This is a genomic window from Nocardia acidivorans NBRC 108247 (assembly GCF_001625085.1).
In the GTDB taxonomy this organism is placed as follows: domain Bacteria; phylum Actinomycetota; class Actinomycetes; order Mycobacteriales; family Mycobacteriaceae; genus Nocardia; species Nocardia acidivorans.
Genome location: NZ_BDAW01000009.1, coordinates 33,765 through 52,993, shown reverse-complemented (window position 1 = coordinate 52,993; position 19,229 = coordinate 33,765). Strand labels below are relative to the sequence as shown.

19 protein-coding genes are annotated in these 19,229 nt (G+C 67.1%); 8 read left to right on the top strand and 11 right to left on the bottom strand.

Annotated elements, in window-relative coordinates; translation table 11 throughout:
- Positions 1-159: 159 nt before the first annotated feature.
- On the bottom strand, positions 160-1,959 hold the full coding sequence (fadD11, locus tag NA10_RS03615; protein ID WP_067563322.1) for a fatty acid--CoA ligase FadD11: 1,800 nt from the start codon (positions 1,957-1,959) through the stop codon (positions 160-162).
- 194 nt (positions 1,960-2,153) lie between these two features.
- Between fadD11 and NA10_RS03610 the strand changes: the two genes are divergently transcribed.
- The 4 genes from NA10_RS03610 (at position 2,154) to NA10_RS03595 (ending at position 6,977) form a co-directional block, all read left to right on the top strand.
- Positions 2,154-3,494, top strand: a complete 1,341-nt coding sequence (locus tag NA10_RS03610) for an MFS transporter (protein WP_067563319.1) — start codon at positions 2,154-2,156, stop codon at positions 3,492-3,494.
- A 24-nt stretch (positions 3,495-3,518) separates the two neighbouring features.
- Positions 3,519-4,178 (top strand): response regulator transcription factor, encoded by a 660-nt coding sequence (locus NA10_RS03605; RefSeq protein ID WP_067563317.1) that lies wholly within the window; start codon positions 3,519-3,521, stop codon positions 4,176-4,178.
- 229 nt (positions 4,179-4,407) lie between these two features.
- Positions 4,408-6,048: an ATP-binding protein gene (locus tag NA10_RS03600; protein WP_067563314.1), complete on the top strand. Its 1,641-nt coding sequence runs from the start codon at positions 4,408-4,410 to the stop codon at positions 6,046-6,048.
- Positions 6,049-6,059: 11 nt separating this feature from the next.
- Complete coding sequence (locus NA10_RS03595) at positions 6,060-6,977, top strand: TAXI family TRAP transporter solute-binding subunit (protein ID WP_067563312.1); 918 nt, start codon at positions 6,060-6,062, stop codon at positions 6,975-6,977.
- A gap of 791 nt (positions 6,978-7,768) precedes the next feature.
- Here the strand turns inward: NA10_RS03595 and NA10_RS03585 are convergent.
- Together NA10_RS03585 and NA10_RS03580 are read right to left on the bottom strand one after the other, a co-directional pair.
- The gene (locus NA10_RS03585; RefSeq protein WP_067563307.1) at positions 7,769-9,283 is read right to left on the bottom strand and encodes a hypothetical protein; all 1,515 of its coding nucleotides are present in this window, start codon (positions 9,281-9,283) and stop codon (positions 7,769-7,771) included.
- Positions 9,284-9,381: 98 nt separating this feature from the next.
- On the bottom strand, positions 9,382-10,254 hold the full coding sequence (locus tag NA10_RS03580; protein ID WP_067563306.1) for an endonuclease/exonuclease/phosphatase family protein: 873 nt from the start codon (positions 10,252-10,254) through the stop codon (positions 9,382-9,384).
- A gap of 78 nt (positions 10,255-10,332) precedes the next feature.
- Between NA10_RS03580 and NA10_RS03575 the strand changes: the two genes are divergently transcribed.
- Positions 10,333-11,187, top strand: coding sequence for an alpha/beta fold hydrolase (locus tag NA10_RS03575; protein ID WP_067563304.1), 855 nt, complete (start codon positions 10,333-10,335; stop codon positions 11,185-11,187).
- A gap of 56 nt (positions 11,188-11,243) precedes the next feature.
- On the opposite strand, the gene NA10_RS03570 is transcribed toward NA10_RS03575, so the two are convergent.
- Together NA10_RS03570 and NA10_RS03565 are read right to left on the bottom strand one after the other, a co-directional pair.
- Entirely contained in the window at positions 11,244-11,756 is a 513-nt protein-coding gene (locus NA10_RS03570; RefSeq protein WP_245677036.1) for a hypothetical protein, read from the bottom strand.
- A gap of 1 nt (position 11,757) precedes the next feature.
- A complete protein-coding gene (locus NA10_RS03565) occupies positions 11,758-12,501 on the bottom strand; it encodes an SCO6745 family protein (protein ID WP_067563297.1) in 744 nt (247 codons plus the stop codon).
- A gap of 164 nt (positions 12,502-12,665) precedes the next feature.
- Between NA10_RS03565 and NA10_RS03560 the strand changes: the two genes are divergently transcribed.
- From NA10_RS03560 to NA10_RS03550, 3 genes are read left to right on the top strand one after another with little or no spacing between them, the layout of a single operon-like run.
- A complete protein-coding gene (locus tag NA10_RS03560) occupies positions 12,666-12,959 on the top strand; it encodes a hypothetical protein (RefSeq protein ID WP_067563295.1) in 294 nt (97 codons plus the stop codon).
- A gap of 19 nt (positions 12,960-12,978) precedes the next feature.
- Positions 12,979-13,689, top strand: a complete 711-nt coding sequence (locus NA10_RS03555; protein WP_067563878.1) for a metal-dependent hydrolase — start codon at positions 12,979-12,981, stop codon at positions 13,687-13,689.
- 55 nt (positions 13,690-13,744) lie between these two features.
- On the top strand, positions 13,745-14,239 hold the full coding sequence (locus NA10_RS03550; protein WP_067563294.1) for a phosphoribosyltransferase: 495 nt from the start codon (positions 13,745-13,747) through the stop codon (positions 14,237-14,239).
- A 79-nt stretch (positions 14,240-14,318) separates the two neighbouring features.
- Here NA10_RS03550 and NA10_RS03545 read toward each other — a convergent pair whose 3' ends face one another.
- The 6 genes from NA10_RS03545 to NA10_RS03520 form a co-directional block, all read right to left on the bottom strand.
- A complete protein-coding gene (locus tag NA10_RS03545; RefSeq protein ID WP_067563875.1) occupies positions 14,319-14,810 on the bottom strand; it encodes a peptidylprolyl isomerase in 492 nt (163 codons plus the stop codon).
- Between the two features lie 183 nt (positions 14,811-14,993).
- Positions 14,994-15,380, bottom strand: coding sequence for an SMU1112c/YaeR family gloxylase I-like metalloprotein (gene gloA2, locus NA10_RS03540; protein ID WP_067563291.1), 387 nt, complete (start codon positions 15,378-15,380; stop codon positions 14,994-14,996).
- Between the two features lie 244 nt (positions 15,381-15,624).
- Positions 15,625-16,542, bottom strand: a complete 918-nt coding sequence (locus NA10_RS03535) for a fructosamine kinase family protein (protein ID WP_067563288.1) — start codon at positions 16,540-16,542, stop codon at positions 15,625-15,627.
- A 38-nt stretch (positions 16,543-16,580) separates the two neighbouring features.
- Positions 16,581-17,372, bottom strand: coding sequence for a helix-turn-helix domain-containing protein (locus NA10_RS03530; protein WP_067563278.1), 792 nt, complete (start codon positions 17,370-17,372; stop codon positions 16,581-16,583).
- An 85-nt stretch (positions 17,373-17,457) separates the two neighbouring features.
- Positions 17,458-18,324, bottom strand: a complete 867-nt coding sequence (locus NA10_RS03525) for an NAD(P)H-binding protein (protein ID WP_067563274.1) — start codon at positions 18,322-18,324, stop codon at positions 17,458-17,460.
- 163 nt (positions 18,325-18,487) lie between these two features.
- Positions 18,488-19,045, bottom strand: a complete 558-nt coding sequence (locus NA10_RS03520; RefSeq protein ID WP_067563872.1) for a sugar O-acetyltransferase — start codon at positions 19,043-19,045, stop codon at positions 18,488-18,490.
- Positions 19,046-19,229: the final 184 nt, after the last annotated feature.

Below are 19,229 nucleotides of genomic sequence, written 5' to 3'. Positions count from 1 at the left end.
CGGATGAGCGCGGCCATGCCGGTGGTGTTCAGCGCATGGGCTCCGTCAGCGAGCACGATGTCCAGGGCTTCGTTGACCCGGTCGAGGAATTCGGGGGGTGAATCGGTTCTCGTCGTCGCCGAGTGCTATCGCACACGAATCGGCATGCTCACCCGCTCTTTACACCTCGGCGGGTTCGTGCACGCCGTCGCCGAGGTCGGCGGTGTACATGCGTTCGATGTCGGCGGCGTATTTGTCGGCGATGGGGTTGCGGCGCAGTTTCATGGTCAGGGTGATCTCGTCGCCGCCGGGCTCCCAGAAGGTGGGCAGGATGAGGAAGCGTTTGATCTGTTCGACCCGCGAGAGGTGGGCGTTGCCGGCGGCGACGCCGCGCGCGATGTCGGAGATCACCTCGGGGTGCGTGGCCAGCGCGGCGGCGGAGGCGTCGCCCAGGTGGTGTTGGGCGGCATAGGGTTCGGCGGATTCGGCGTCCAGGACGATGAGGGCGGTGTTGTAGGGGCGGCGGTCCCCGATGGTGGCGATCGCGCCGATGAGCGGGGTGGCGGCTTTGATGGTGTTCTCGATATTGGCCGGGGACATGTTCTTGCCGCCGGAGTTGATGATGAGTTCTTTCTTGCGGTCCACCACGCGCAGGTAGCCCTCGTCGTCCCTGGTGATGATGTCCCCGGTGCGGAGCCAGCCGTCCGGGTCGAGGGCGTCGGCGGTTTTGCCGGGTTCGCGCCGGTATTCGCGCATGACCAACGGGCCGCGGACCAGGAATTCCCCGTCCTCGGCGATCCGGGATTCCAGGCCGGGCAGGAGTTTGCCGACCGTGCCCAGGCGGGCCTGGTCGGGTGGGCTGACGCTGGCGATACAGGTGAGTTCGGACATGCCCCACACTTCGGAGATGGGGATGCCCAGGCCGAAGAAGAACCCGAGGGTTTCGGCCGGAATGGGCGCGGCGCCCGAGAGCGCCCAGCGCAGCTGATCCAGGCCGAGGGCGGCGCGGATCCCCGAGAGCACGCGCTCATCGGCCTCGGCCCATTGCGCGGCCTGCACGTCATCGAGGGGCACGCCCGCCAGCTGCGCCTGGGCTTTGCGGCCCGCGACCTCGAGCGCCCAGGTCAGGGCTTTGTGGCGGTCCGGGTCGGTTTCGGCGGCGACCGAGAATTCCACGGCCGCTTTGAGTTTCTCCCATACGCGCGGCACCGCACCCCAGATGGTGGGCCGCGCGTCCACGAGCGCGGCACCCAACCGGGCGCGATCGGGGACGGTGGTGATCTGGCTGCCGTAGAACTCGTGCAGGTACAGGTTGGTGACCCGATCGGCCATATGAGCGGTCGGCAGATAGGAGGTGATCCGGTCCCCGAAGCGCACGGGCATGACCGAGGCGTACGCCTGGCATTCGAAGGCCAGGTTCGCGTGCGAGATCTCCACCCCTTTGGGGTTTCCGGTGGTCCCGGAGGTGTAGCAGAGGGTGACGATGTCCTCGCCGGTGACGGCCCGCCAGGTCGCCTCGAAGTCGTAGTCGTGGCGCACCAGCGAGGTCAGCTGGGTCACCGACAGGGTCCCGGGCACCGGCCGGTCCACGCACACGATGGTTTCGATCGGCACGCCCGAGGCGCGGATGCGATCGACGTATTGGGCTTCGCAGATCACGATCCGATTCCCGGCGTTCTCGAACACATACTTCAACTGCTGCGCGCTCGAGGTGTTGTATACCGAGAACGAGGTGGCGCCCGCGTGCTGTGCCCCCACTTCCAGCGGGTAGAACTCGACCCGGTTGGCCATCATCAACGCCACGGTGTCCCCGCGCCCGACGCCCAGCGCGCTCAAGCCACCGGCCACCGCCCGCACCTGCGCCGCGTACTCACCCCAGGTCAATGCCTGCTCGCCGCCGATGGATCGCACCGCGATCGCGTCCGGGTCGATCGCCGCGGTCCGCTGGAACGCCGCCGGGGACGTAATTATCTCTGCCATAACGCTTCTCGATCCACTCACCCACCACTGCATCTCAGACAGTAAAGGCTCGATGGGTGACGCGGTGGCCGATTGCGGACATCGGCGATCGGCCTAAGGGAGCGTTAAGAACGGCCGGGACCTCTTCTGAACTCCTGTGTCGCCCGCCACAGTGGTGCCGGGATGCGATGCGGCACCCGTGGAAGGAGAACCCCATGACGAGGATCGAACCCGGTGGTGAGCGCCGGGTGGTGGCCAATGTGTTGCGCGGCTCGATCGGCAACCTGGTGGAGTGGTACGACTGGTACGTCTACGCGGCGTTCAGCGTGTACTTCGCCAAATCCTTCTTCCCCGACGGTGATTCGACCGCCCAATTGCTTTCCACCGCAGCGGTTTTCGCGGTCGGCTTCCTGATGCGCCCGATCGGCGGCTGGGCGCTGGGCCGGTACGCGGACCGGTTCGGGCGGCGCGCGGCGCTGACCCTGTCGGTGACGGTGATGGCCGCGGGCTCGCTCATCATCGCCGCCACCCCCTCCTACGCCACCATCGGTCTGGCCGCACCGTTCATCCTGCTGCTGGCACGACTGCTCCAAGGGCTGTCCGTGGGCGGGGAGTACGCGACCAGCGCCACCTACCTGTCCGAGGTGGCCTCGTCGGGACGCCGCGGCTTCTACTCGAGTTTCCAGTACGTGACCCTGGTGGCCGGGCAGTTGACCGCGCTCGGGGTGCAAATCGTGCTGTTGCAGTTCCTGTCCTCGGCGCAAATGTATTCCTGGGGCTGGCGAATCCCATTCCTGATCGGCGCGTCCGGGGCGATCGTGGTGATGCTGCTGCGCCGCGGCATGGACGAATCGCAGTCCTTCACCGCCGAATCGGCCGCGCCCCAGGCCAAGTCCACGCGCGGTTCGCTGCGGGTGCTGCTCGAATATCCGCGCGAATGCCTGCTGGTGGTCGGGTTGACCCTGGGCGGCACGGTCGCGTTCTACACCTACACCACCTATATGCAGAAGTTCATGGTCAACACCTCGGGCATCTCCAAATCGACGGTGGCGTGGATCAATTTCCTGGCCCTGCTGGTGTTCGTGGTGTTGCAGCCGATCGCGGGCGCGCTCTCGGATCGCATCGGCCGCCGCACACTCCTGATCACCTTCGGGGTGCTGGGCACGGTGGGCACGGTGCCGATCATGACCCTGCTCGGTGACACCCGGAACCCGGTCGCGGCCTTCGCGCTGATGCTCACCGCACTGGTCATCATCACCGGCTACACCTCGATCAACGCGATCGTCAAAGCCGAGCTGTTCCCCACCCGCATTCGCGCCCTCGGGGTCGGCCTGCCGTACGCGCTGACCGTGGCCATCTTCGGCGGCACCGCGGAGATGATCGCACTGGCGTTGAAGAAGGCCGGACACGAATCGCTGTACTTCTGGTACGTGTCCGCGTGCGTGCTGATCTCGCTGGCGACCTACTTCTTCATGCGCGAAACCTCCGCGGCCTCCACCATCGACGCCGAGGACGCCCCCGCCGCGACCCCGGCGACGCTGAGCACGGCCCGCTGAGACGGCATTGAGAGAATCTGACCCATGCGCCTTGCGGTAGTGGAAGACGACGACGGGGTCGGCGACGCCCTCGTCGAAGCCTTCACCGCGCGCGGGCTGCGCGCGGACCGCCTGCGCCGCGGCGCGGACCTGCTCACCTCCCATCGCGGCTATGACGCGGTCATCCTCGATCTGGGCCTGCCCGACGCCGACGGACTGACCGTGCTGCGCCGACTCCGCGAGGTGAGCACGGTCCCGGTGGTCATCCTGACCGCCCGCAACGACGAACGCTCCATCGTGCGCGGATTACGCGGCGGCGCAGACGATTACGTGGTCAAACCCGCGCGCATCGCCGAACTGCTGGCCCGCCTCGAGAACGTCACCCGCCGCGCCGCACAACTCACCGCACCCCCCGCCCGCACGGTCGAGACCGGGGATGTGCGCGTGGACCTGAACGCACACCGGGTCGAGGTCGGCGGTGTCGATATCGGGCTCACCCCCAAGGAATTCGAACTCGTCGCCGCCCTGGTCGAGCGCCCCGGCGCGGCGGTGAGCCGACAGGTCTTGATGGACCGCATCTGGGGTGACGCGTTCGTCGCGGTCTCGCGCTCGCTGGACGTGCACATGACCGGCCTGCGCGCCAAACTCGACCGCCCCGGCCTGATCACCACCATCCGCGGCTACGGCTACCGGTGGGGCCAATAGTGCGCTCGCACACGCCCACAGCCCGCGATCCCGCCCCGCCCACAGCCCGCGATCCCGCGGGGGCCGCGGAGGCGCGATCGCGCGGGAACACTCGGCGCGGCCCCACACGAGGCGCGACCATGCCCGCGCGCATGGTGCGCGCGAGATCGCGGCGCTACCGCGAGCGCGCTCGTCGCCGGGATAAGCCGGTGGTGCCTGAGCCGCAGGCACGCACCGACAGGCGGCGATAGTGCGCCGCCGACTCCTGATCGCCCTCACCGTCTTCGCGACCCTGGCGGTGCTGGCATTCGCGGTGCCGTTGTGTTTGACCGCGGCGACCTCACGCACCCAGGAGCTGATCCTGGGCCGCACCGGGGACGCGGACCGGTTGGCCGCGCTGACGGTGACCGCCGCGGCCACCGGGGACAATCGCGCCCTGACCATGGAGGTAGAGCGCTACCACGACCTGTACGGCGAACCGGTACTGGTCGTCGACGGGCGCGGCGGGGCGATCGTCAATGCCGGTGTGGACCAACACGATCCGGTGGTGGCCTCGGCGTTGAGCGATGCCCGGCGCAATCAGCGCACCGCCACCGTGGCCCGGCTGACCCCGTGGGCGGCGCCGGTCCTGCTCATCGCCCGCCCCGTAGGCAGTGACGCGCACGTGGACGGGGCGGTACTGATCCAAGCCTCCACCCGGGCCGCGCGCACCGATATCACCCGGGTGTGGGGCATTGTCGCAGTCGGCGGACTCCTGGCCATGGCCGTGTTCACCGCGCTGGCGCTGGTGCTCTCGCGCTGGGTGCTGCGCCCGCTGGCCGGACTCTCGGGGTCGGTGGCCGAATTGACCGCGAGCCTGCCCAAACCGCGCATCGCCACCCCGGTCACCCGCCATCACGGCGGACCACCGGAGTTGCGCGCGGTCGCCGAATCCTTCGACACCATGGCCCTGGCGGTGCGTGATTCGGCTCGCGCGCAACGCCGCCTCATCGACGACACCGCGCACGCCATGCGAAACCCGTTGGCCGCGTTGACCATCCGACTCGATTCCCTCGAACCCGGGACCGCTGGCGCGGCACTGCCCACCCTGCGCGGTGCGACCCGAGAGGTGGAACGATTGACCGCGCTGCTGGACGGGCTGCTGGATCTGGCGGTGGCCGAGGGCACCGACTTCGATCCCACCGCGATGCCCGCCACCGAATCCTGCGAGGCGGCCGGGGTCATCGACGACCGAATCGATGCCTGGCACACCGCCTTCGACACCGCGGGCATGACCCTGACCCGCATCGGCGCACCGCGGAGCGCTCCCACCCCTGCGGCACAGCGCCCCGGCCACGAGGCGACACCGGCCGCCCTACCCGGCCCCGCGACGTCCACCACCCCGGTCAGGTCCAGCGGCCCGGTGACGACAGCGGCGACCACTCCGACGGTGACTACCGGCCGAAGCGGTGAGGTGGTCGCCGATCTTGCGGGCGAAGATCCGCCCGCGATCGCGCTGCGGTCCGATGTTCCCGCAGCACCCATCCCGCTCGAGCACGCGGAGGTGGCGGTCTCGGCGGACACTCTCGCCCAGATTCTCGATGTGGCGCTGAGCAATTCGTGCCGATACGCGGGCCCGGGCACCACCACCTCGCTGACAATCACCGCCGAACCCGGTTGGGTCACGGTCACGATCGCCGATGACGGAATCGGGGTGCCCGCCACCGAACTCGATGAACTCACCACCCGCTTCTTCCGGGGCTCGTCCGCCGACGGGATCGGCGGATCGGGATTGGGACTGTCCATCGCGGCCGCATTGACCAAGGCGCGCAAGGGAACTCTCACCGTACGCCCGGTCGACCCGCACGGGCTCGCGGTCATCGTGCGCCTGCCCGCGACGGTGCCACGATGATCGGAGCCACGATGATCGGACGGCGCGGATTCCTGCGCGGCGCGGGCGCGATGGCGGCGGGACTGGCGCTCCCGGCCGCGATATCGGCATGTTCGGGCGGGGGAGAGGTGACCGTGCGGCTGGCGGCGGGGGAGTCGGGCGGGTTCTATTACGCGTTCGCGCAACTGCTCTCCCGCACCACCGCCGGATCGGGCCTGCGGATCGACACGGTGACCACCGCGGGTTCGGCGGACAATCTGGCCCTGCTGGCGCGCGGTGCGGCGGATGTGGCACTGGTGCTGGCGGATTCGGTGGTGGACAGCCCGGACCCACCACCCGCGATCGGCCGCGTATACGAGAACTATCTCCAGGTCGCGGTCGCCGCCGACGGACCGATCCGCGCGGTCACGGATCTGCGGGGTGCGCGCATCAACCTGGGCGCGGCCGGATCGGGTGCCGCGCATACGGGGGAGATGCTGCTCGCCGCGGCCGGATTCGCCCCCGACACTCTCACCCGGACCCATCTCCCGCTCCAGGAGGCGGCCACCGCACTGCGGGAGGGACGGATCGATGCCCTGCTGTGGGCGGGCGGAGTCCCCACCGCCGCCTTGGCGGTCCCGCAGCTGCGCCTGCTGGATCTGGGGTCGCTGACCGAGCCGATGCGCGAACGCTTCGGCTACCTCTACGATCCGGTCCTGATCCCCGCCGACACCTATCCCGGCGCACCCGCGATCCGCACCATTGGTGTGGCGAATCTGCTCGTGGCCGCGCCCGCACTTCCCGATTCCACCGCGGACGCGCTCACCGAACTACTGCTCACCCACGCCGATTCGCTCGTGCCCGCCGAGGCCGCCGGCACCCAATTCCTCGAAGCCCGCTCCCTGATCGGCACCGGCACCGTCCCGTTGCATCCGGGCGCGGTCACCGCTTACCGCCGCCACCACGGCTGACCACGCCGGTGGTGTTTCCGCCGATCCGCACCGATGAACAGCGCACGCATGAGGTAGCCACCCCACCCCAATGCGTCACTGTGACGAATAAGGTTGCGGGGGAGCCGAAGTCGTGGGGGACAGGCCCGCCCAACCTCCGAACTCCACGATCAGAACACAGGCTTTACCATTCGATTCCTGATATGCCTGGCCATCCTGGGCGCGAGCGTGTGCCTCGGCGCGGTCGACCGCGCCGATTTCGAAATCCGCACCCGCGGCGGCGGACTCACCAGCGCCCCCTGCCGGGCGAGGCGATCACCGCCCACATCCTCATCATCGCCACCCTCGTTCTACCTCACCGCCGCCCCGACCCGCCCGCGCGACACCCCAGCCACGAACACACCCACCGACCGAATCGAATACTAACCCCGAAGCCCCAATCATTCTGTCACAGTGACGTTTTGACCGAGGGTCCCAGGGTGCCAGGGAAGCGGCATCAAGGTCCCGAGAACCCCGAATCGGACCCCGATCCGCCATCCTCGTCGTATTAGGAAATATTCCGGCGAATCCAAGATTCACCGAAAAATAAACTCCGGCAACGGGTTACGTCACGCACACGCCACACCAACACCGCGCCGGTATTTTTCCGGGCAGCCCGGCAGACTAGCCGAGCACCGAGCATTCCCGCGAAACAGCCTGTCGCACAAGATCATCAACCCCTCCCGCCTGCCGCCGTAAAACTACCGATAATCTACATTATGTAAAGTTACGGCGTACGGAACCCTCCCCTCCCCACATAGAGCTTGCGAACCTCACTGATGCCAGAAGTTGTTGGGCCCTGCCTGTTTGACGGCGGCCTCGGCGGCGGGAGCCAGGGTTAGTTTGGCGGCTGGGTCGGTGGAGAGGTTGAGGTAGAGGGCGGTGGATTTGTAGATGTAGCGGTGGGAGGTGGAGCCCCAGGCGGTGCGGGTGGCTGAACCGGCGTCGCTGTCGCAGAGGGTGGAGCCGGGGCCCGACGTGGGGCACCAGATGGTCCAGTCCTGGGTGTGGCCCTTCATGGTGTTGTAGAGGGTGGTGGCCTCGGTGAGGGTGGGCAGGGCTATCACGTTGATGGACACCAGGATTTGGTTGGACTGGTCTATGTACGAACCACCGACCTGCTGGGCGCAGTGGTAGGCGGTGAGGATCTGCTTGACGTTCTGGGACATGCCCTTGGTGATGCAGTCCTTCACTCCCCCTGCGCGGCGGGTGTATTCGATATTCCTGCCATCGCGGAAGGTGGCCGGGAGCAGTGCCTCGGCGGTGAAGGGTGTGGTGTCGGTGACGGCCTGGTCGAGGGTGACCGGGTCGAAGGGGGCCGTGGCCGGGGCGGCGTTGGGGGCGGCGGCTTCGGTGGCGCCGGGGTCACCCGCGCGTAGCGCGATGAGCGCGATCACGGCGAGAAGGCCCGTGACGGCCAACAGGATTCCCGCTACCCGGCCACCGGAGCGTCTGGGCGGCCGCGGGCAGGCGGTGTGGAAGGGCACCGGCGGGGCGGGGCGGTCGATGATGTCGAGCATGTCCGTGCGGTAGGCGCTGCCGTCGGCGGTCAGGAAGGCGGCTTTGAGACCGTGTAGCCACTCCTCCGCACCGGGTTTGTTCTCGGGCGCGGCGGTGTCGGCGCGGTCCAGGAGCATGCGCAGGCGGATGTCGAGATCTTCGGGAATGCCCGGGGCCAGGAACAATCCGCAGCGGATGAGGTTCGCCAGGGCCAGGCGGCCGCTGTATTGGTCGGGGCCCAGGGCTGGGCGCAGGCCGTCGCAGTCGATCAGGTGGGCGCGGGGCTGAGTGCGACTCCAGGCCAGGTTCTGTTCGGTGATGCCGGGCAGGGCCAGATAGCGTTCCTCGAGCACGAGGAAGATATCGCAGACCCGAATCAGCACTCCGACACGGAAGTACGCTTCAGCGGGGTGCTCCCCCACCAGTTCGTCCAGTGTTCGCGGCCTCCCGTCGGCGTCCAGGAATTCCGCGGGGATCAGCGGCAGGATGACCCCGGCCAATGCCCGGTCCCGCATCACCAGGTCGATGGGCCAGTTGATCGACGCGGCCGCCCATTCCCCCGATCCCGGCTCGGATTCCGCGGCCAATACGATCTCGCGCCCCAAAAGCAGTGCCTGTTCGGCGAATCCGATCGCATCGGGATCCGTGACCGGTTGCCGGTATTCCCGGTAGATCCGTTCGCGCCCGCTACCGTCCCGGCAGCGGCGCGGTCCGCCCCCGGACCCGATGGCCCCCAGCGCGATCTGGTACACCTCACCGGATTCCCCGGTCACCGAATACTGCGACATAGCCGAGTACCCCTCTGCTGCGGCGGCCCTGCACCGCCTTCCTACCGCGGCTCGACTGTGCCATACCCGCCATATCGGCACAATCGGAACGAGCAGGTCTATTCCGGGCGTTGCGGCCAGGCGATGTCGGTGACCAGCCCGTAGTGATCACTGGCCAGCGGTCCGGTCAGCGATTGGTGAAAAGCCAAGTCCGTGTTCAGGATTCGGCCCGCTCCCCCGGGCCGCAGGAACGGATCGCCCACCAGGATGTAGTCGATGCGCTGGGCGGGCACATTCAGGAACCGCGCCTGCGGATTGGTGAGCGGATCGAGGGTGTAGCCGGGTTCGGTGGGGCGCAGCGTCGCCCACCCGTCCACGTAATAGGTGCTGCGGCCCTCGATCACCGCAGTGGCCCCCAGGAACCGCATCTCGTCCGATTGCGGTTTGGCGTTGAAGTCCCCGCACAGGATCGCGGGCATGGCGGTGCCCGGATCCCAGGTGGCGCGAATCGCGTCATCGATGGCCAGGACCTGGCGCACCCGGTGATAGGCCTGCGCGGGCGGCGGGGCCAGATGCGTACTGTAGGCGTCGATTCCGGCGGTGTGCGCGTGCAGCAGCTCGGCCTGCATCCGATACGAGGGGTGCGCGTCCGCGGGCGCGGGATCCACCGGCAGCGCGAACACCTCATGCCGTTCGATGGGCCATCGGCTCAGGATGGCGGACCCGAACAGCAGGCTCTGATCATGCCAGGCTTCCTTCGGCAGCGGATATCCGCCGAAACACCAGTGCCATCGCCCGGGCGCGGCGTGGCCGGCGAGCCAGCCCGCGGTATTGGTGCCGGGTCCGGTCTCCCAGACCTCCTGCAGGCACAGCACATCCGGGTCGAGGCGTTCGAGCCAGGCCAGGATCTCGAGCCGCCGCCGCTCCCAGTGCGGTTCCAGCAGTGATCCGATATTGAGCTGCGCGATGCGCAACACCTTGCCGTCGGACATTCTCTCCCCCGCATTTCCGTGCTCGCCCAATGGAATCCATTGAAGCCCGTAACTGTAACGTGTTCTACTCTGGCGTGGGTGGACATCACCTACGAGAACACCCGCCGCGAAATCCGCACCGACCAGGGCGTCATCCGCTACCACGAAGCCGGCGACGGACCACCCCTGCTCCTGCTGCACGGATCCGGGATCGGCGTCAGCGGCTGGCGCAATTATCGCGGAAACCTCGCCGTCTTCGCCGAGCACTTCCACTGCTACGTCATCGAATTCCCCGGATTCGGCATCAGCGACCCCGTCCCCGGCGCGCATCCGGTGCTCTCCGCCGTCGACTCGGTCATCCGCTTCATGGACGCCCTGGGCATCGACAACGCCCCACTGATCGGCAACTCCATGGGCGGAGTCGTCGCGGTCAATGTCGCGGTCAAACACCCCGACCGCATCAGCAAGATCATCTCCATCGGCGGGGTCGGCACCGGCATCTTCAGCGCCAACCCCAGCGAAGGCACCCGCCTGCTCCAGGAATTCGCCGACTCCCCCAGCCGCGACGCACTCATCCGCTGGCTCAACTGCATGGTCTACCACCCCGAGACCGTCACCGCCGACATCATCGACGAACGCTGGGAACTGGCCGCCAACCCCGAATCCCAACGGGCCCTCAAAGCCATGTACGGCTCCGAATCCTTCGCACTACAACAACAATTCCTGGCCAACTCCCCCACCCCGCCCTACTGGGCCATGCTCCACAAAGTCCAATGCCCCACCCTACTCGCCTGGGGCAAGGACGACCGGCAATGCCCACCCGATATGGCCATGATGCCGCTCCGACTCATCCCCCACTCCGAACTCCACATCTTCCCCCGATGCGGACACTGGGTCATGATCGAAGCCAAACAGGCCTTCGAACGCATCAGCCTGGAATTCCTGCACCGCTGAATTCCCGCACCACTGAAAAAGATAAGGTGCGGGCCCACATTCGGACCCGCACCCACTCACCACACCAGCGTCTCGTGCGGCGTGCGCACCCGCGCGAAGAACCGCTTCCCGATCGCCTCACCATCATGGTTGTAGCTGTTCAACAAATCCACCAACTCATCGGCCAACCGCCGCAGCTGCGGACTCACACCCTCACCGCCACCCCACTCCGCGGGCACACCCTCGATGGTGATCTCAATACTGTTCTCCTGCGGCAAACCCACCACCGAATAGGTGATCTCCTCGGGAGCATCCCGAATCGGATCCACCACCGCCGACTCATGATCCACCAGCGGCGCATCCGCGAAAACCACCCGCACGAACGCCAGATCATCACGAATCATCGCCGCGATCGACTCCAGATCCGCATGTCTGCCCAACCGCGCATACCGCGCGCCATAACTCCGATCATCCGATCCCGCACCCGACTTGGACATAATGCGATCCAGCATGCGCTGCGCCGCCGCCCGCTCACCCGCACCCGTCCCCGGATGATCGATCAACGCCCGCAGATGCGCCACCCGCGACATATCAGCGCGGCCCGAACACGGTCGCATGACAGGCGGTCAACAACTCCACCAACTCCCGCGCCGTCCCATCATCCAGCACCGCCCACACCGGAGCGATCAACTCATCGGTCAACGCCTCAGCCTGCATCCAACGCCCCTTCAACTCCGGAGTGATCTCACCGAAAGGCTCGGACCAGCCATACAACCGCGCCTGATCCGGACCCGAACGCAACGGCGAACCCGCGATCAACACCGCATCACGCGGCGCCAAACCACACGCCCGCACCGCCATCAAATGCAAACCGCCACGCAACTCCCGCAGCGCCTGAATCAAATGCGTAATGCGCGCCGGAGCATCCTCCGCCTGCGGCAAAGCCCGCCAACCAGCGAAGAGCACAACCCCGGCCGGATCAGCCGCCCCCACAACCCTATCCAGCAACTCCGCCAAACGCTCCGCATGAGCGAACGAAGCCAGCTTGCGTCGCCCGAAATCCTGGCACGCCGCCAGATAACCCCGCGCGCCCTCCGCCGCCGACACACCCGCGGCCGACTCCCACGCCGCCCTAACCGAATCCGCCGGGAAGAAACCGAACGCCGCGGTCACCACATCCGCGTCCACCTCGCCCAGCACCCCACCCCGGCCCCGCGTATAACCCGGCATGAACCCCGGCCCCACACCCGACGCGAAAGCCTTCGCCTCCCGGGAGAACATGAACCCCCCGCCGATCTGCTGGATCTGATCCTTCACCGCGGACGCTACCGACATGTCCGTTCCTCTCTGAGCGGAAAGCGCAATCCACCCGAGACTATTTCACCGCCCCGCACACCCCCCACACACCCCCGCAACCTTTCCCGACCGCCGAAATATTCATGGCTGCACAAGAATTCGATAATCACTACGATGGGCGAGCAACGAAAGGTGTTGCCGGCATGACCGCCCCACGCAGAACCGTCCGCTCCTCCGACGTGCGCGAAATCCTCAACTACTTCGGCAAATGCCCGCTCTGCGGCTACCCCGCCCGCGCCTCCACCTACACCGCGCGATTCGACGACGGCACCACCGAAGAACACATCATCGCCACCTGCGGACTCCCCTGCGGCTGGAACGGCCCCGCCGCCGCCACCACCATGACCGGCAACGAATCCCCGCTCACCGCGAAACCGAAACCCCTGCCGCCCAACCAAGCTCAGCTCACCACCAGACCTGAACGAGAGTCCAGCTAGATGCGCTAACCTTCAAGTGGTGCTAGGACATTCACACGCCACCAGTGGCGCGCTCGCCTGGTCAGCGGCCGCCGCAGCGCTACCGCTCACCGTATTGACTTATCCCGCAATGCAATCCGGGAACATCAGGGCAGTCGACCTGGTGATGGGAACCTTCCTCACCGCCGGCGCCGCCCTGCTACCCGACGCCGACCACCCCTCCGGCACCATTTCCCATGTGCTGGGCCCGGTTTCGCACTACGCCTGCAAAGCCATCTCCGCCATCTCCGGCGGACACCGCCACGGCACCCACTCCTTCGCCTTCGTCGCCCTGATCACCTACGGCACCTGGGCCGGCGAACACTGGATCGGCCGCAACTTCACCCTCGCCCTGGTCTTCTTCCTACTCGCCCTCGCCGTACGCGCCCTCAACCTCGCACCCACCGGCGACAGCGTCAAAGCCTGGGGCACCGTCGTCATCCTCGCCGCCTGCGGCACCTTCGCCATCGACCACTGGATCAGCGACAAACCCGCCTGGCTGCCCTTCTCCGTCGGGCTCGGCGCCTTCGCCCACCTCATCGGCGACTGTCTCACCGACCGCGGCTGCCGCCTGCTCTGGCCGCTCAAGATACGAACGCGCGTACCGCTCATCGACCGCACCGGCAACAAGATCGAAACCCTCATCGTGGTACCGATCTTCGCGCTCGGCACCCTCGCACTGCTCTGGTACACCATCACCCACCAGCCGTGAGCACCCTCGTATGATCGCCTGAACGGCCACGCAGGACCGAAGAATGGAGTGCGGAATGAGCGATCGGGAAGAACTCAGCTGGGAACTGTTCGGCATCGCCGGACGCGAACTGGCCCAGGAGATCGCCGACGACGGCTTCGAACCCGACCTCATCCTCTCCATCGCCCGCGGCGGACTCTTCGTCGCCGGATCCCTCGGCTACGCCCTGGACGTCAAGAACCTCCACGTCATGAACGTCGAGTTCTACACCGGTGTCGACCAGCGCCTCGACCTACCCGTCATGCTGCCGCCGGTACCCAGCGTCGTCGACCTCACCGGGGCCAAAGTCCTTGTCGCCGACGACGTCGCCGACACCGGCGCCACCCTCAAACTCGTCCGCGACTTCTGCCAGGACCACGTCGCCGAGGTCCGCTGCGCGGTCATCTACCAGAAGCCGCGCTCGGACGTCGACTGCGAATACGTCTGGAAGCACACCGACCGCTGGATCAACTTCCCGTGGTCCGTGCAGGCGCCCGTGGTCAAGCGCGAAGTCCGCGTCCTGGACGCCTGAGCGCACAAACCCCGGACACAGAACAACGCCCCGGACTCGACTCTCGAATCCGGGGCGTTCGCTGTACAGCGGGAAGGTGTCAGACCAGCTCGGCCGAATAGATCGTGACGGCCTCGACCGGCACATCCTGGTGGCCGGCCTTGGAGCCGGTGCGCACGCCCTCGATCGCGTCGACGACGTCGGTGCCCTCCACGATCTTGCCGAAAACGGTGTAGCCCCAGCCATCCTGGCCCGGGTAGTTCAGGAAATCATTGTTCTTGGAGTTGAGGAAGAACTGCGCGCTCGCGGAGTGCGGATCCATGGTGCGCGCCATGGCGATCGTGTACTTGTCGTTCTTGAGACCGTTGTTCGCCTCGTTCTCCACCTTGTTCGGGGCGGGCTTCTGCTTCATGTCGGCGGTGAAGCCGCCACCCTGCACCATGAAGCCCGGGATCACCCGGTGGAAGATCGTATCGGTGTAGTGGCCCGCCTTGACGTAGTCGACGAAGTTCGCGACGGTCTTCGGCGCCTTGGCCTCGTCGAGTTCCAGGGTGATATCCCCGGCGGAGGTCTTCAGGAGCACTTTGGTCATGGCGACCATCGTATGGGAGCGCCGAATCGGGCGACCGCTCGGCATCCTCGGCTGTTGTTCAACGGGATTGGCGCGGAGGCGCGACTGCGTTGTCCGCGAGTTCAGATTCGTTTCGAATCAAATGAACATGCGTAGATGCGCATATTTCCATTAACTAATCGCATTTCCATCGCCTGGGCGCTGTCACGCTTCGTACAGTTCGAGGGGTAGATCGTCCGGGTCGAAGAAGAAGCCGAACCGCTTCCCCGTGTACTCGTCGACCCGTACCTGCTCGACCACCACTCCCCTGTCCGCGAGTTCGGCCAGCGCCTCCCCCACATCCGCCACCACGAACGCCAGGTGCCGCAACCCGATCGCCTCCGGCCGCGACGGCCGCGGCGGTGCGTCCGGGAACGAGAACAGTTCGATCTGCCCACCATCGGGCAACGCGAGATCCAGCTTGTACGAATGCCTTTCGGCCCGATAGTGCTCGGCCAGCACCCGCAATCCCAGCACCTCGGTATAGAACGCCTTCGACTTCTCATAGTCCGAGGCGATCACCGCGACGTGATGAATCCGCTGCAACTCCACCCGCCAGACGCTAGCCCAACACACCGACAACACCCGGCAGCCACGGCGGTACCCCTCCCCTTCTCCCATGCTGTTTTTCCTTTGAGAGGCACTCTTGCCGGACCCCGACATACTAGGCGCTCCAATGCGTAGATGCGCATATTTCCATGCACATATGATTGAGATACTTGCATCCTCTACCGAGACAGGACACAGGCAGCTGTCGAACGGACGCACGATCGAGCACACGGCGGTGCCGTGAGCGCTAGCCCTTGAGGGCGGCGGCCGCGGCGGCGAGCAGCATGCCGCGATAGGAGCCGCCGAACAGCGCCACGTGCACGAACAGCGGGTGCAGTTGCTGCAGTGGAATGCGTTGCCGCCAGCCGGAATTCAGGGGTGTGCGTTCGTGGTAGGCGGCCACGATGCGGTCCAGGTGTGGTGCGCCGAACAGGGCGAGCATGGCCAGATCGGTTTCGCGGTGGCCGCCGTGTGCGGCGGGGTCGACGAGTACGGCGCGGTCGGCGGTCCAGAGCAGGTTTCCGGACCAGAGGTCGCCGTGGATGCGGCTGGGCGGCTCAGGTGGTCCGGCGAGGTCGTCGATGCGGCGGATGACCTCCTCGATCAGGCGGACGCCCGCTCGGCCCAGATGGGGTTGCGCCGCGGGGAGATACGGCGCGAGTCGTCGTTCGACGTACCAGCTCCCCCACTCCCCCGTGCTCGGTGTGTTGTCCAGTGGGAGGGTGGCGATGTATCCGGGCCAGGGTGCGCCGTAGCTCTCCGGGGTGAGGGCGTGCATTTCGGCGAGGTCGTGACCGAATTTCTCGGCGACCGGCGCGGTCGCGGATTCGGTTGTCAGCCAGGGCAGGACGAGCATCACCGGATCGGCGGCGAGCACCGGCGGTATGAGGTCGACGTCGGCTTCGCCCAGCCAGCGCAGACCTGCCGCTTCCGCGCGCAGTGCCCCCGAGGCGGTGGATGGGCCGGGATCCGCGGTGGTGCGATCGGTGTCCGGCTCGGGGCTGCCCGTGTGCGGCTCGGGGGCGTCGGGCAGCGCTTTGACGAATACCTCGCGCCCGTCGGCGAGTTGGGCTCGGTACAGCGTCCAGGCGTGGCTGTGGCCGAGGGTTTCCAGGTGCGCGACCGAGGCACCTGTCAGCTGGGTCAGGTGCGCGGTCACGTCCATGGGGTTTGATTCTGTCGGATGCGCGTGCGCCGGGGAGGTCAGTCCGCGGGGATGGCGATTCGTGCGCGCAGCAGGGCGGCGGTGGCGGCGTCGGCGGGGAAGAAGGCTTCGATGGCGAGTTCGGCGACGGTGACGTTCATGGGTGTGCCGAAGACGGTGGTGACGCTGATGAACGCGAGGTCGTGTCCGTCGTAGCGGAAGCGCATGGGTACGACGGCTTGGTCGGGTTCGGGGAGGCCGGGGGCTTCTTCTCCGCCGGGGTATGCGCGCAGTTCATCGAGGAGTTCGATGAGTTCGGGTGCGCCGCTGCCGTCGATCTGGCGTTGCAGGCGTTCGAAGAGGTGTCCGCGCCATTCGGCGAGGTTGATGATGCGGCCGGCGAGTCCGTCGGGGTGCAGGCTCAGGCGTAAGGCGTTGACCGGTGGGGTGAGCAGGCGCGGGTCGACACCTTCCAGGAACAGGGCGATTCCGGCGTTGGCGTCGACCATGTTCCAGCCCGCGTCGACCGCGAGTGCCGGATGTGGTTCGTGTCCGGCGAGGATCTGTCGGATGGCGGTGCGTACGGGTTCCATGGCGGGGGTATCCAGCTCGGGTTCGGCGTAGACGGGTGCGTAGCCGGCGGCCAGGAGCATCCGATTGCGTTCGCGCAGTGGGATTTCCAGTTCGTCGGACAGGTGCAGGATCATCTGCCGGCTGGGGGTGGCGCGGCCGGTTTCGATGAAGCTGAGGTGGCGGGTGGAGGTTTCCGCGCGTCCGGCCAACTCGAGTTGGCTGAGCCGCCGGGTGACTCGCCAGTGCCGCAGCAGATCCCCGGCCGTTTGTGTACGCATGCCCCGATCCTACGAATCCCGCTCCCCCACAACCATTACCCGCGAGGTAATGCGCTCGGTCCCGGGGCGCCGATGAGAGAACGGTTCAGTGGTGTCCGGGGCGGTGGATGACGAAGTCGGCCAGGGTGATCGGCGCGTGTCCGCCGTACTGCTGGATGGCAGGGGTGACCTGGTACAGATTGGTGCCTTCGGAGAGCAGTCGGAAGATCTCCCAGAGTTTGGTGAGGTGTTCGGCCGCATGCGGGCTGCCGTAGAAGTCGAGGGCCCAGCGCCGCCAGGTCTCGGGGTCGGTATCGCGGTAGGTGCGTCCGAGGGCGTGGGCGGCGGCGTCGATGGTTTGCACATCCCCGGTGAGCAGGAGCACCGGATCGGATTTGAGTTCGGGGTCCGAGAGCAGGCCCGCGGCCACCCGGGCGACATCGCTCGCGGCGATCAGCGGCAGTTCGGTCTCGGCGGGACCGAGCGGCAATTCCAGGGCCGCGGCGTCGGTGGCGGCCAGGAGGGCGAGGTTTTCGAAGAACACGGCCGCGCGCAGGTGGATCGCGCCGATATCGGCCCAGTCCAGGATTTGTTCGGCCGCCCAGTGCTGGCGCATACGCGGGGTGAGCGCCCGGGGTCCGGCGGCGAGTTGGGAGACGGCGACGACGCGTTCGACTCCGGCTTCGCGGGCACACACCGCGAAGGCGCCCGCGGCGTCGAGGAGTCCGTCGATCACCGGGTAGGTGAAGTAGGCGGCGCGTATCCCTTCCATGGCGGCGCGAGTGAAGGCGATATCCCGCAGGTCGCCGACGACGACTTTCGCACCGAGTGCGCGCAGGACGGTGGCGCGTTCGTCGTCGGTGTGTACGACGGCGCGGACGGGAATGCCGCGCCCGAGCAGTTGCGCTGTGAGATGCCGCCCGGTCGATCCTTGACGTCCCCCGGCGGCACCGGTGACGAGTACCGGCTCCATGTCATCACGGTACGGTGCGGACTGTTGCGGCACATGCGCTTTCGCGGGTACGCGCTCGCCGCGGGGTGGCGTGTCCCCGCCGGAGCGGCGGCTGTCGTGGCTGACCCAGTCCTCGCCGAGGTCGTTGCACGACAGAGACTTCGTTACCGGAAGGAGATGCGGGCTAGAGGGTGCGGATCACCCGGGCGGGATTGCCTGCGGCGAACACCTTCCGGGGAAGATCGCGGGTGACCACACTGCCCGCGCCCACCACGGTATTCGCCCCGATACTCACCCCGGGGCACACGATGACACCGCCACCCAGCCAGACGTTGTCCCCGATGGTGATGGGCGCGGCGGTTTCCCAGCGTTGCCGCCGCAGTTCGTGATCCTGCATCGGATGCAGGGCGGTGAGCAGTTGCGCGCGCGGACCGATCGACACGTCGTCGCCGATGGTCACCGGCGCGCAATCGAGCACGATGGCGTCGTAGTTCAGAAAGCTGTTGGCGCCCAGGCGAATCAAATGCCCGTAATCGCATTGGAAGCGCGGCATGATCCACGATCCCTCGCCGATCGCGCCGAGCAGCTCGGTCAGCAGGGCGTAGCGCCGCTGCTCCCGGCCCGCGCCGGTGGCATTGAATTCGTCCAGTAGTCCCTGGCAGCGCCGCCGTTCGGCGATCAGCTCCGGGTCGTTGTCGCGATAGAGTTCGCCGCGCAGCATGCGGTCCCTGTGTTCACCCACGCGATCCATCCTGCCGACTCCCGGGGGCGGATGCTCGCGGTGTGCTCTGGTATCGACGTAGGCGTGGAACTCGGAGCTCTCTTCCCCGGTACGGTGCGCACGCGGTGACCTGTTGTACGTGGCAGAATCGGTCGAGACCGCTCTCGATGCCGCGGGATTCCTGCTCGACCGATGGCACTGACGA

Bases quoted from the DNA above. Each gene is read 5' to 3' on its own strand.
- fadD11 (WP_067563322.1), bottom strand. From the start codon at position 1,959: ATGGCAGAGATAATTACGTCCCCGGCGGCGTTCCAGCGGACCGCGGCG.
- NA10_RS03610 (WP_067563319.1), top strand. From the start codon at position 2,154: ATGACGAGGATCGAACCCGGTGGTGAGCGCCGGGTGGTGGCCAATGTG.
- NA10_RS03605 (WP_067563317.1), top strand. From the start codon at position 3,519: ATGCGCCTTGCGGTAGTGGAAGACGACGACGGGGTCGGCGACGCCCTC.
- NA10_RS03595 (WP_067563312.1), top strand. From the start codon at position 6,060: ATGATCGGACGGCGCGGATTCCTGCGCGGCGCGGGCGCGATGGCGGCG.
- NA10_RS03585 (WP_067563307.1), bottom strand. From the start codon at position 9,283: ATGTCGCAGTATTCGGTGACCGGGGAATCCGGTGAGGTGTACCAGATC.
- NA10_RS03580 (WP_067563306.1), bottom strand. From the start codon at position 10,254: ATGTCCGACGGCAAGGTGTTGCGCATCGCGCAGCTCAATATCGGATCA.
- NA10_RS03570 (WP_245677036.1), bottom strand. From the start codon at position 11,756: ATGTCGCGGGTGGCGCATCTGCGGGCGTTGATCGATCATCCGGGGACG.
- NA10_RS03565 (WP_067563297.1), bottom strand. From the start codon at position 12,501: ATGTCGGTAGCGTCCGCGGTGAAGGATCAGATCCAGCAGATCGGCGGG.
- NA10_RS03560 (WP_067563295.1), top strand. From the start codon at position 12,666: ATGACCGCCCCACGCAGAACCGTCCGCTCCTCCGACGTGCGCGAAATC.
- NA10_RS03550 (WP_067563294.1), top strand. From the start codon at position 13,745: ATGAGCGATCGGGAAGAACTCAGCTGGGAACTGTTCGGCATCGCCGGA.
- NA10_RS03545 (WP_067563875.1), bottom strand. From the start codon at position 14,810: ATGACCAAAGTGCTCCTGAAGACCTCCGCCGGGGATATCACCCTGGAA.
- NA10_RS03535 (WP_067563288.1), bottom strand. From the start codon at position 16,542: ATGGACGTGACCGCGCACCTGACCCAGCTGACAGGTGCCTCGGTCGCG.
- NA10_RS03530 (WP_067563278.1), bottom strand. From the start codon at position 17,372: ATGCGTACACAAACGGCCGGGGATCTGCTGCGGCACTGGCGAGTCACC.
- NA10_RS03525 (WP_067563274.1), bottom strand. From the start codon at position 18,324: ATGGAGCCGGTACTCGTCACCGGTGCCGCCGGGGGACGTCAAGGATCG.